13 protein-coding genes are annotated in these 12,423 nt (G+C 44.2%); 12 read left to right on the top strand and 1 reads right to left on the bottom strand.

Annotation, left to right across the window (positions count from 1 at the left end; translation table 11 throughout):
- Positions 1-15 precede the first annotated feature (15 nt).
- The 8 genes from LRM44_RS01860 (at position 16) to LRM44_RS01895 (ending at position 7,371) form a co-directional block, all read left to right on the top strand.
- Positions 16-507 carry an NUDIX hydrolase gene (locus tag LRM44_RS01860; RefSeq protein WP_243804419.1) on the top strand — a complete coding sequence of 164 codons (492 nt, stop codon included), beginning with the start codon at positions 16-18 and terminating at the stop codon, positions 505-507.
- A 38-nt stretch (positions 508-545) separates the two neighbouring features.
- Positions 546-1,148: a hypothetical protein gene (locus LRM44_RS01865; RefSeq protein WP_243804420.1), complete on the top strand. Its 603-nt coding sequence runs from the start codon at positions 546-548 to the stop codon at positions 1,146-1,148.
- A 43-nt stretch (positions 1,149-1,191) separates the two neighbouring features.
- Positions 1,192-1,860: an SDR family NAD(P)-dependent oxidoreductase gene (locus tag LRM44_RS01870; RefSeq protein ID WP_129744247.1), complete on the top strand. Its 669-nt coding sequence runs from the start codon at positions 1,192-1,194 to the stop codon at positions 1,858-1,860.
- Positions 1,861-1,886: 26 nt separating this feature from the next.
- A complete protein-coding gene (locus tag LRM44_RS01875) occupies positions 1,887-2,903 on the top strand; it encodes a gluconeogenesis factor YvcK family protein (protein ID WP_165000139.1) in 1,017 nt (338 codons plus the stop codon).
- Between the two features lie 64 nt (positions 2,904-2,967).
- Positions 2,968-4,653, top strand: a complete 1,686-nt coding sequence (locus tag LRM44_RS01880; RefSeq protein ID WP_243804422.1) for a hypothetical protein — start codon at positions 2,968-2,970, stop codon at positions 4,651-4,653.
- An 8-nt stretch (positions 4,654-4,661) separates the two neighbouring features.
- Entirely contained in the window at positions 4,662-5,087 is a 426-nt protein-coding gene (locus LRM44_RS01885) for a ribonuclease H family protein (RefSeq protein WP_243804424.1), read from the top strand.
- A 39-nt stretch (positions 5,088-5,126) separates the two neighbouring features.
- The gene (locus tag LRM44_RS01890; RefSeq protein WP_243804426.1) at positions 5,127-6,104 is read left to right on the top strand and encodes a Kiwa anti-phage protein KwaB-like domain-containing protein; all 978 of its coding nucleotides are present in this window, start codon (positions 5,127-5,129) and stop codon (positions 6,102-6,104) included.
- 1 nt (position 6,105) lies between these two features.
- Positions 6,106-7,371 carry an ATP-dependent DNA helicase gene (locus LRM44_RS01895; protein WP_243804428.1) on the top strand — a complete coding sequence of 422 codons (1,266 nt, stop codon included), beginning with the start codon at positions 6,106-6,108 and terminating at the stop codon, positions 7,369-7,371.
- On the opposite strand, the gene LRM44_RS01900 is transcribed toward LRM44_RS01895, so the two are convergent.
- A complete protein-coding gene (locus tag LRM44_RS01900) occupies positions 7,368-8,225 on the bottom strand; it encodes a hypothetical protein (protein ID WP_243804430.1) in 858 nt (285 codons plus the stop codon). The genes LRM44_RS01895 and LRM44_RS01900 overlap by 4 nt on opposite strands.
- 307 nt (positions 8,226-8,532) lie before the next feature.
- Between LRM44_RS01900 and LRM44_RS01905 the strand changes: the two genes are divergently transcribed.
- The 4 genes from LRM44_RS01905 to LRM44_RS01920 all read left to right on the top strand — a co-directional run bounded on the left by LRM44_RS01905 (position 8,533) and on the right by LRM44_RS01920 (position 12,421).
- The gene (locus LRM44_RS01905; RefSeq protein WP_243804431.1) at positions 8,533-8,901 is read left to right on the top strand and encodes a division/cell wall cluster transcriptional repressor MraZ; all 369 of its coding nucleotides are present in this window, start codon (positions 8,533-8,535) and stop codon (positions 8,899-8,901) included.
- Between the two features lie 292 nt (positions 8,902-9,193).
- Positions 9,194-10,114, top strand: a complete 921-nt coding sequence (gene rsmH / locus LRM44_RS01910) for a 16S rRNA (cytosine(1402)-N(4))-methyltransferase RsmH (RefSeq protein ID WP_243804433.1) — start codon at positions 9,194-9,196, stop codon at positions 10,112-10,114.
- Positions 10,115-10,312: 198 nt separating this feature from the next.
- A complete protein-coding gene (locus tag LRM44_RS01915; RefSeq protein WP_243804435.1) occupies positions 10,313-10,654 on the top strand; it encodes a hypothetical protein in 342 nt (113 codons plus the stop codon).
- Positions 10,655-10,675: 21 nt separating this feature from the next.
- Positions 10,676-12,421, top strand: a complete 1,746-nt coding sequence (locus LRM44_RS01920) for a peptidoglycan D,D-transpeptidase FtsI family protein (RefSeq protein ID WP_243804437.1) — start codon at positions 10,676-10,678, stop codon at positions 12,419-12,421.
- Positions 12,422-12,423: the final 2 nt, after the last annotated feature.

The following is a 12,423-nucleotide window of genomic DNA, read 5'->3' on the forward strand; positions in this document are numbered from 1 at the left end:
GATATAATTGCTATTATGTCAAACGCCATAAAAGGACAACTCATCACACACGATTCAGAAGGTGCTATCAAGCGCGATTACCTCTATCGCATTTCCATAAAGGCTCTGATTTATAATGATGCTGGGCAGATTTTGGTTGTTAAAGAGGACGGGCGACCGCTTTGGGATCTTCCTGGCGGCGGAATGGATTATGGCGAGACTTTTGAGTCGGCTTTGAAGCGGGAATTGTATGAAGAAGTTGGCTATAAGGGCAATCTTCGCTATCAGCTTTTTGACGCGTCGGACGAGATTTATATTGAGCGAATTGACGCTAACCAAATTTGTTTTTCTTGTCGTGTGTGGACGGAAAATTTTGATTTTTCAGCGGGCGTTGATGCGGACGAAGTGATGTTTATGAATCCTGAAGAGTTGCGGCTCCAAGAGAGCGAGTCGGGCGCGCCGCTTCGATATAAAGTACATTTGAAGTGGCAGAAATTGTGTAGCGTAAATAGTTTGCCGACAGAGTAGTATTGACTTTTTCCATAAAATAGTATAGAATATCAGGCATGGAAAAAAGTACAGGCGGCGTATCTCTTGATATTAGATTTATTGACTCTGGTGATGGCTCAGAGAATTATTCCTCTGCCGAAAGTCGGCGCTTGATTGGAGTCTATAATGGCGATTGGTCTTTGGAAGAAGATGGGACTGTGAATGCGTCCATGGTGTTTGCCAGAAGAGTGGGTGATATTCGTAGTCATGGGAATTTAATAGAGAAGGTTCGCGGAATTGGTGAGAATATGGCGCGAGTGTCTATTTCAGAGTGTCTGGGGATTGAAGATGAGGTGAAGGTAAGCGGCTGGCTAATGGCTGACCCGATGTTGCATAGTGGAATTTCTTTCTTGCGCAAAGTAATACCAACCGAGCTTGTTGTCCCTGATTCTATTGAAGATAATCAAAAGATTGAAGTTGTTAGGATTGCTCTGCGTGTTGGAGCCGTGGCTTTGCATTGTGCAGGATTGTCGTTGGACGAACTTAGAAAATCTCATGTTGAGCATTTTTCCTCGGATAAAGTGGATGAGTTCGTTTCTCGTTTCCATGGTAATGTGGATTTTGGCAGCGAGTGGAGAGAACATAAGAAAATGGCCAAAGATTGTGTGACCGAGGCTTAGATACGGAATTTACATTTAATATTGCCATTGTTATAATAACCATATGCATATTATTCTTGGTGGGACGAGTGGACTCGGTTTGGAAATGGCGAAGCAGCTGCGAGAGCGTGGCGAGCGTGTGTTGGTTCTGGGCAAGACTCATAATCCGCAGAAGCACGGCGAAGGTTTTCCTCTGGATGTTTATTATTCAGATCAAGTAGAAGCGGCGTCGGCGCGAATCGAGCAGATTTTAAACGGTGATGATATTGATCAATTCGTGTGGGCGGCTGGATATGGCTGGCGCGGCAATTTTGAAGATCAGCCGAGTGTTCGCAGTATGGCGGAAGTTAATTTTTCAGGCGCGTTGCCGCTGGTTCAATGGGCTTGGCGTAAGATGTCAGCACAAAATCGCAAGTCTGTACTGACGATTATCGGATCGACAAGTAGCGTTAAAGCGCGCTCAGATGAAGCTGTGTACGTTGCGACGAAGCACGCTCAAGCGGGTTTGGCGCGAAGTTTGGGAATGCAGGCAGATGAACAAAAACTTCCAGTTAGAGTTGCGCTATTTTTGCCCGGCGCTATGAAAACTCCGTTTTGGAATGGGCGCGATCTTCCAGCTGACTATATGTTTTTCAACGATCCTGCGAAAATTGCCACGCACATTATCAATGCGATTGATTGTCAGCAGCAGCCCTTTTTGGAATGGGCGTTGCCAAAAGGCACGTTGGTTTAGGCTTTCCAAGGTGCTATAATTCAAGCATGACAAATGGTTCGAATAATGATTATTTTGGGGTAAAAGTTGTAGTTATTGGTGGCGGAACGGGAAGTTTCACGCTGCTTTCTGGATTGAAAAAATATACACACAGCATCACAGCGTTGGTCAATATGGTCGACGATGGCGGCTCAACTGGCGTGTTGCGCGATGAATTGGGCGTGTTGCCGGCGGGTGACGTCAGGCAATGCCTGGTGGCGTTAAGCACTTCGCCGAAAGTTCGCGATTTGTTCAATTACCGGTTCGGCGAGGGCAGTATGAAAGGTCACGCGTTTGGCAATTTATTCATGGCGGCGCTAGAAAAGATGACAGGAAGTTTTGCCGATGCAGTGGAATTGGCTAGCGAAGTTTTGGGCGTCAATGGTCGAGTTTATCCGATTACTCTGGACGATACGACAATGTCGATTAAACTGAAAGACGGCACGGTTGTTGATGGTCAACACGCGGCTGAGTCGCTAAAGATTCCACGTGGCGAGCGTCCGTGGCTAGAGCTCAAACCGCCAGCTACGATTAACCCGCGAGCTCGTCAAGCGATTTTGGATGCCGATTTGGTGGTGATTGCGCCGGGGCTTTTGTATGGTAGTTTGGCGCCAGCGTTGTTGGTTCGAGGCGTTACTCGGGCGCTTGCTGAAACGAAGGCGAAGAAAGTCTATGTTTGCAATTTGGTCACAAAACCAACGCAGACTGATGGGTTTACCGTGGCGGATTTTGCGGATGAAATTGAGCGATTTTCAGGGGTGAATATGGATTATGTGCTTTACAATAATCATCGCCCGCCAGAGGAATTGATAAAGAAATATGCTCACGACGGCGAATATTTGGTCGAGTGGGATAAGGAATTGCTGAAGAAAAAGCATTATTATGCGTCGGGCAAGCGTTTGATTGCTGATGACGTGTGGGTTAATACGAACTCCAGTAGCGATCCGTTAGCAGCTCAGCGTAGCTTGATTCGTCACGATGCCGACAGGGTAGCACGCGAATTGATGCGGATTTATTTTGCGTAGATAACCGCTATCGTCTAGCTATTGCAAAAATTTATAGTTTGTGATATAATTTACAAGCTACATTATGAAAAGTAAAGAATCATTAGACAATAACACCAATCTTCAAAATCAAGGCGAAGTTGACTTTTCTCTTGAAAGGGGAGAGTTGGCCATGGGATTGGTGGAAACATTTAGCGGAGATCACTTAACTCCGTCGCGTAAACTGGCTGCAGAGATTATTATCGGGATGCCGGAAGGTTTAAGTCGTAGGCAACGTACTGAATATATTACGAGGTCGCTAGATGGCGCCTCTGAAGAGATTAGCAAGGATACTGTTATAGGTATAGTTGAGGACTATAAGGCCTTACAAGAGGCTTTTTCGTCGTACATGAAAGATATTGATGATGGTTCGCTAGCAGGAAAAGCGCTAAAGCTTAAGGACAATCAAACAATTCCTGACGATTTAGACATGGACGGTGATGATTATGGTAAGAGTCCGTGGGCTGAAAATCCGTCAATTCCAGCACCGCATCTTGATAACTTGATAAATGTATTCTCAACAAAAGGCGAAGGAGCTGAAGGTGTAGGCTTGGAGACTGCGATGATTGCTGGAGCCATAACCTTATCTAACTTAAAAATCGCCCCTTATCATAGCGCGTTCGCGTATAAATGTGCAGTATTTGCCGAAAATTTCTTAATTCCAGTGTGTAGTATTATTGGGCTAGACAACTTGGAGTCTGAGTTAAAAGATGAAATTGGTGTTATGACGGGGCGTAATATTGGCGATGCTTTATACCGCAAAGATGCCTTGAGTAATGATATCGATTCGATCATGAATGAGGTGGACAGGGTTGTGTCGTTGCATTTTGGTAGCAGGTATTCGACCGATCCTACACGATTTGATTTTGCTATGGGTAACTTTAATGGCGTGTTTTCTGAGTTGCTAGGGGAGTCAGATCTGAAACCTGCCGTAAATACTAATTCCTTACATAGTACATTTTTTGGATCTGGTACTGTAAAAACCCCGAATGGGGCAGAGTTGGAAGTAAGGGCTCGAGGTAAGGGTCGCGGCTCGTATTGTAAAAAATTGCTACAGACCATAGGTTATTACGATAAACGTTCTCAGCCTCTGAAAGATTCAGGAGAATTCCATCCGATCGACTTATATGGTATGACGGTAATTTGTCAAGACAACGAACAGCTAGCTGATGTCTATGCTTATGCCGTGATTAAGGCTATTAACAGCGGTAAGATTACTCCATATCCAGCTCCAGGACGGAAAAGCGAATGTTTTGTTGTTAAGGGTTCTTCGGATTTTCAGGAGAAGATCCGCCAGAAAATTATCGATAAGATACCAGGCGTTGACATGAAAATGTTCAGTTTTAAAGATAGTAGCAGCGGATTTACTGATGCGAAGATTACGGGATTCTATGAAACTGACGATGGAAGAATCCCGTATGCGCCGTTTGAGATGCAATTTTCTACGCCAGATGCTCGTCTGGTGGCTCGTACTGATAAAAAGGCGGCACACTTTTTCTTTAAGCTGCAGAAAATTTACGGCGATTTGGTCAATATGAGTGATGAAACAGCAGAGAAGGTAATTGATATTTGGCAGCGTAAACAGGACTACTTTAATAGTCCTGACGACGACGCCAAAGAGAAGCATCTGACAAATCAGAGTCGTAAGCGTGTACGTGAGTTTAAACGTGCTTACAGGAAGCTAGAGAAAAGGCGTCGCAAGATGGCTAAAAGGGCTATCATTGGTATATAATTACACTAATGACAACTTACTATACTGATGGCTCTGCTTCGCCAAACCCTGGTCCGGGCGGCTTCGCGGTGATTCGTGATCTTCAGCCTTATATTTTAGGATCGGAAGATGGTGATACCACTAATATTCGCATGGAGGGCAAGGCTTTAATTGCAGCATTGAAAGACGCTAATGGTGCGCCGTGCGTGATTTATTCTGATAGTGAATTTTGGATTAACGTAGTTACCAAGTGGGCTCCGGGCTGGGAAAAGCGCGGCTGGACGAAGAAGGGCGGCGAGATTAAAAATCTGGATATTGTACGTGAATTGTACGAATTATATTCAAGCTCTCAAGCGGATTTGCGTTGGGTGCGCGGTCATGAGGGCGATGAAGGGAATGAACTAGCGGATGAGTGGGCTAATCGAGCACGTGAAGGCGAGAGATTGACAAAATAACTGCTAGCGACATCTTATAAAAATTGCTATACTAGAAAAATGGAAGAAGTGAGGGAAACGACTGATATTTTTTTGTGGGCAAATCAAAATGACGCAAAAAAGAATGATTTACAGATAGAGCTGTTCTTATTTAGCAAAAATTACACGCCATATTTTATGCCGATAAAAGGCGATGTTGAGCAACAGCTCAGACCGTTGTTCTTGTTTGATTATATCAATCAGGTCAATTTGGGTGCGGGCACTGGACTGAGCGTTCGCGATTATGAATTGAGCGAATCGGAAGATAATGTTCTACTGAGGACTGATCTGGAAAAGGTTGGGCGAGCTGAAACGCTGATTCATTTGATTGAACATGAGCGTCATGACATCGTAGAATTTTCGGAAACTGAACACGAGTTCAGGCGTATGAAGGGAATTGTGGCGCGATTTACCGATCCGAATAATCCTGATGCGACATTCTACACGGTTAAGTTGATTCAGCAAGGCCAGACGCTGAAGAGTGCGTTGGCTTGGGAGTTTTCTGACGGCAAATTTGGTTCGTTTAATGCGGAGGTTGGTTTTAAGGTTCCGGATGATAATCAAGTTTTGATTGTTGGTAAAGATATTTTTGCGTTTAATCCTGGAAAATTTGAGCGAATGTTTGGCTATGAATACAAAAAGCAGGTGATTGCTGATAAAAAAGTAGCGGAAATTGAGAAGGAATATAAGCTAAGTTTTCCGGAGGGAATGGATCTTAATGCGTTGGTGAAGGAGCGCAAAAAGACGATTAATAAATTGCAGAAATTGGAAATCGGTGCGGTTAAACAGGAAGATGTTTTGGACTATGCTGATGAGATGCAATTGGAATTGATGAGCGATGATAACGGTGCGATTATTATCATGGACGGCAATGATCTGGACATGTTTGTAAATCTCATTAACGAGGATTATATCGAGAGTAAAATCACGGGCAAGCGTTACGAAATTAAGTCGAAGAAGCTGCTCGGCGAGCCAGAAGGCGAACCGCCACGAGGCTAAAATGGATCAAGAATTAGCGTTGGCTATTCTGCTGAGCGGTCGGTCGGCGTTGCTGACTGGTGCGGCTGGAACGGGCAAAACTTACCTGTTGAATACTTTTATTGCGCAGGCGCGAAAACGCGGTAAAAAGGTGTCGGTAACAGCGACAACTGGTCTGGCGGCGACACATCTTGGTGGTAATACGATTCACAGCTGGAGTGGTATTGGCGTAAGTGATCGTTTGCCGAACAATTTTTTTGAACGATTGTCAAAAACGCGGCGTGATGTGATTTCCAAAACTGACGTGTTGATCATTGACGAGATTTCAATGCTTCACGATTTTCGGCTGGATATGATTGATAAAGTTTTACGAACCGTCAGGGAAAATGATCGGCCATTTGGTGGCATTCAGTTGGTGATGAGCGGCGACTTTTTCCAATTGCCGCCAGTGAATCGTCCGAACGAGCAGGGCGGCGGTTTTGTGGTTTATTCTGATGCTTGGCAAGAACTTCAGCCGGCGGTTTTATATTTGGAGCGACAATATCGTCAGAATGATGAGCAGCTTTTGGGGGTTCTGACCGCCCTAAGAACTGGCGATGTTAGGCGACGTCACGTTGAGGCGCTGCTGGCGCGCACGGAAATTGAGCCGCCAGATGGTGATATCACAGAGCTGCACACTGTAAACGTTGATGTCGATGATATCAATATTCAAAAATTGGCGGAATTGCCAGGGGAAGAACGTTCGTATCAACAGACGACGACGGGCTCGAAAATTTATGTAGAGAATCTGCAAAGGTCAGTTTTGGCTCCAGAAAATCTGGTGATTAAGCTGGGTGCGTTGGTGATGGCGGTTAAAAATTCGCCGCAAAAATTATATGCCAATGGAAGTATCGGCACGGTGGTTGATTTTGAGCCATTGACGGAATATCCGGTTGTTGAGTTTCGAGATGGTCGTCGGGTGACGATGGTGCCGGATGCTTGGGAGTTGCGAGACGGAGAGCGCAAACGAGCGAGTATTTCTCAGGTTCCGCTACGTTTGGCGTGGGCGATAACGGTTCACAAAAGTCAGGGAATGACGCTGGATGCGGCTAAGATTGACCTGAGAAAGGCGTTTGTTGAAGGTATGGGTTATGTGGCTTTGAGTCGCGTGCGAGATTTGGACAATTTGTATCTATATGGAATTAACCGTAGGGCGCTGGAAGTTTCTCCTGATGCGTTGGCGATTGACGAGGTTTTGAGACAAGCGAGCAGGGAGTCTGCTGAGAGATACAGGGGTGATAGGTATTAGAATAGAGCGGGTAATTTATTGATATTTATATATTGTCTACACTTTCCTGCTATATAACTACCAAGTTTTGCATCAGATATTTCCGTACATCCATAGCTAAAAAGTTCTGTAGGTAACAGTCCTCCAGAAGCTTGATAATGACCATCTACGCCAGCTATTCGCTGTCGAAATTCTGGGTATCTACCATATAGAGCTATGAGATCCGACACTAGTCTGCTGTCTGTATCTAGGTGATTTTCGTACCATGCGTAGTGTAAATATTCGTGAGCTAAGATCGTCCTAAGGGCTGTTTTGTTGTTATTTCTCTTCATTTTTATAGTCTTTTGAAAGTCAAAATAACATCCATCTGCCAAGTCCCACTTGCAATCTGCGGCTGGATTATCTGTGTATATTAGATTTAATTTATGATAGTCATAGGTAGCTTCCAGGTATTGTAGCTCGGATAACAACTCGGGATCTTGGGTTACCGGTTGCGTGGGCTTTTGTCTGATGTCGAAATTTTGGAATTGTTGAGGCTCTTCTTGTTGTTGATTAAACATGTAAATGGGGAGATGATTTCCTATTAAAGCTGCAGCTCCTATTATAGGTATCATTATTGTACCAAGTATTTTTATTCTACGTGGTCTACCTTTCTCTGTTTTAACTGTTCTTACTATAGATAAGATAAAACCAAACCCTCCGACCCCTAGTGCTGTATAGATTGTATTAGTGGCTACTTGATGGGGTATTGCTGCATTCGATGACCAATTCACTCCTATCGTAGTAATGAGTATGGCTATTATTGTGATTTTAGGGGCGGTTAACAACCATCCTAGGAGTTTTTTAATATGTGCGGCTATTATAGCTTTTTTCATATCTGCATTGTATCATAACAGGGGTGAGCTGTCGAAATTTGGTCTGAAATAACTTTAAATGCTAATCCATTGCCCAAAACTATTAAATAGCGTAGACTTACATCAACCCAACACTAGGCTTTTCCACAAAAATGTGGAAAAGTTTTTATTTGATGCAAAAATGGGTAAAAAGTCATAAAAAGGGCTTGCAAGTGGGTAGCTGTGGGTAGTATAGTGGAGTCAGTGGAACGAAAGTTGATGGAAAATCACCAACAAAAACAAACATCCACTATAAAAAACAACTAATCTACCACGAAGGAAGGACGACGTGCAGACAGATTACTTTGAGCGTAAGTTGGACGACAAGCGACGCTTGACAATTCCAGCTGAGCTCAGGGCAGAATTTGCATCAGGCGTCGTACTAACTCGCGGGTTTGGTAAATATCTCCACTTATATCCACGGCAAATATGGGATCGGGAAGTGGAAAGCGCTCTAACGGGAAGTATTCTGGATGAGCGGGTTGCCGACCTGAACGTTAAATTCCGACGAGGTAAAACCGCATCGGCGCTCGACCAAAAACAAGGACGAGTGACGATTGAGCAGCATTTGCTCGACTACGCTGGAATTGACAGAGAAGTCGTTGCTGTGCGAGCAGGGGAATATTTTCGGCTAATAGCGGCCGAGAATGCGGAATAGTAGATTAGCTAAGCACTTTAACAATTAGAAACCTCTCGAGATCAACTATCTGGGTATTTGAAAATGGCATGTGGCAATTTGCTCCACATTAAAAACGGCAACGCACCTTCTTCAAACACCTCCCAAAAAAACTCCACCTCACACATAAGTCTCTTTGGAAAACATGGTTGTTACTGACAATCAATAAATTTCCACTCTAAGACAACAAAAACAAACAAAACACAAATACAAAAAAGCCAGAATTAAATATCCAGTTAGGTGATCTCGAGCATTATTTCTGTATAATGGAATAATGATGAGTATTAAAGAACATCCACCACAGTCGGAAAAGCTAAAAGATAGCGAACCGATTCATGTTCCCGTACTTTTGGAGATAACCCTTAGCAAGCTGCAGCCAGTCGAAGGCGAGTCGTATCTCGATTTGACGGCTGGCTATGGCGGCCATGCCAGGGCATTCTTAAATAGGACGGATAATTACTTGAACTCAGTGTTAGTAGATCGCGATGAAAACGCGATTAAAACATTGGGCGATTTGGCTGAAAAAGGCGTAACTTTAATTCACAAAGATTTTGTGAGCGCGGCGCAAGATTTGGTCAAGCAGGGGCGTAAGTTTGACGTGATTTTGGCTGATTTGGGGGTGTCGTCACCGCAGCTTGACAGAGCAGAGAGAGGTTTTTCGTTCAGATTTGACGGTCCGCTAGATATGCGGATGGACAATCGGACGGAAATTACAGCGGCAGATATTGTCAATTCGTATTCGGTTGACGATTTGACGCAGCTGATTATTCGTTACGGCGAAGAAAATCCCGGGAGAGCAAGGCGAATTGCGCAGGCAATTGTCAAAGCTCGACCAATTCAGGGAACGACTGAGCTGGCTGACCTGATCAAGCAAACCGTTGGTCGCGGTAGCATGAAACATCATCCTGCGACTCGTACCTTTCAGGCGCTACGCATTGAAGTCAATCGCGAACTTAAGCTGATTGAAGAACTATTGCCACTTTTGCCACGCTTACTTAATAAGGGCGGGCGAGTAGGAATAATTAGTTTTCATAGCTTGGAAGACAGATTGATCAAGCGTTATTTTTCGGAGCAAGCAACGGCTGGCTATGAAGCTGAGCTGATTGTTCCAGAGAAAAAACCGGTGTCTGGAACTGAAGATGTTCACAATCCGCGTAGTCGAAGTGCAAAATTTCGATACGCCGTGAAAAAATAAAACAAAAAGAAGGAGGCTATTATGCCAATCCACATCAAAGTAGAATTCCAGAATACAGACAAGGCAGAGACTGTTTCAGTACGCCGCGGCTAAACTAAAGCGTATTCCGGAATATACCTTATAGAAACCAGCCTGTCTTTAACGGGCGGGCTGGTTTGTTATGTTAAATACAAATATAAACATAAAAGATAGAGACAAATGACAAACACCACCACATTTACTTCACGACGTTCACACGGTCAATTGCGCCGAAATCAGAATTCTACACGTTTTCAGTCTCAGGTCAAACTTGGTCCTGTTGCTCATACAGTGCTAGTTGCATTGATGATTACAGTACTGGGCTTGATTTATCTTACTCAGGCAACCAGGCTTACGGCTTACGGCTATGAAGCTCAGAGTCTGGACACAAAAATTACCGAACTAAGCGCAAAAAAGTCAGAATTGGAAGTACAGAATGCACGCTTGACGGCGTTAGAGAAGGCGAAGAATAGCAATGTCGCTTCAGCTATGACTACAACTGAAACGCATTACGCACAATAGTGATATAATAGGATAAGCAATATGCAGCGGCTTATTCGTTCAAGAACTGGTTGGTTAGCCATCGCTTTACTGGTAGTGATGGCGGCTTTTGTGTTGCGATTATTTCAATTGCAGATTTTGCAATATGGCAAATATACGGAATTAGCGCGAGCGAGTCAGCAGCGTCAATTTATCATTCCTGCGGAGCGCGGGAAAATTTATATGATGGACGGGAAAACGCCAGTTCCTGTGGTGCTTAATCAGACGGTTTATACGGTGATTGCGGATCCGCAGTCGATTGACGATAAAGAGCGGAGTCAGCTTGTTGATAGTTTGAGGGAAATTGCTGGTGGCGAAATGACGGAAAATGTATCTGAACGGCTCAATAATAAAAAGTCACGCTATGAAGTTTTGGCGAAGAATATCACCAGAACTCAAGCGGAAAAATTGAAAAAGAAAAACTTTGCGGGCGTGCTATATCAACAAAGTTCTATTCGAAATTATCCTGAGGGCGAACTGGGCGCACACGTGCTTGGATTTGTGAATGCGGCTGGCGAAGGTCAATATGGCATCGAAGGCTCTTTGAATAAGCAGCTTAAGGGTCGGGACGGACTATTACAATCTGTAACTGACGTGAGGAATATACCTTTGACGGTCGGAAAAAATAATATGCGAATCGAGGCGAAATCTGGTGACAATTTAGCACTGACGGTGGATAGGAATATCCAAAGCCAGACTGAATTGGCGTTGAAAAAGGGAGTCGAAGCAGCTGGCGCCACCGAGGGAAGTGTGATTGTTATGAATCCGAAAAACGGTCAAGTTCTGGCAATGGCGAATTATCCGACTTATAATCCGGCGGATTTTGCCAAGCAGAAAAATGGGTCGGTGTTTGTAGACAGCGCGTCGATGGTGCCATTTGAGCCGGGATCGATTATCAAATCCTTTAGCTTTGCCACGGCAATTGATAAGGGCGTTGTATCACCGTCTACAACTTATAATAATACCGATTGTATAAAGGTTGCCGACCGCACGATGTGTAATGTCTTGAGAGGTTTGGGCGGTCCAATGACGATTCAGGGGGCATTCAATAACTCGCTCAACGTCGGTACGATTACCGCGATTCGAAAATTAGGAAATGGCTCTCAGATTAATTTGCCGGCTCGCCAGACTTTGTATGAATATTATCACGATAAATTTGGCTTTGGCGCTAAAACTGGAATTGAGCTGGGCGAGGCTTCGGGCTATATTTATCCGCCAGATAGCGCTGAAGGAAATGAGGTTCGTTATTCGGCTATGACTTACGGACAAAGTATGAACTTGACTATGGTTCAAGTCGCGGCTGGATTTTCATCGCTGGTTAACGGCGGTCAATATTACAAACCAACCATTCTCGTTGGTACAATTGACGAATCTGGCAATTTGAAATCGTCGGAAAATAAAGTCATTCGCCAAACCGTAAGCGGCGGTACGTCATCGCAGATGCGAACGATGCTAACGACGGCGCGCCGATCTTCATTCTTGTCAAAGAGCGACAAGTCTGGCTATGAAATTGGTGGAAAAACTGGTACTTCTGAAGCGGTGGTTAATGGCGCTTACACTCAAAAGGAAACGATTGCTACATATATTGGTTATGGCGGTGGAAAAAATGGCACCGAATATGTCATAATGGTACGTGTAGCGGCTCCAGGCAAGGGGATTAATTTGCAGGGAAATCTTCATGCCGGACCAATTTTTACAGATATATCCAACTGGATGATTGATTATATGAAAATAGCACCAAAGGAATAAAT

Origin of the sequence: Candidatus Nanosynbacter sp. HMT-352, assembly GCF_022819385.1 — a bacterium.
GTDB lineage: Bacteria > Patescibacteriota > Saccharimonadia > Saccharimonadales > Saccharimonadaceae > Nanosynbacter.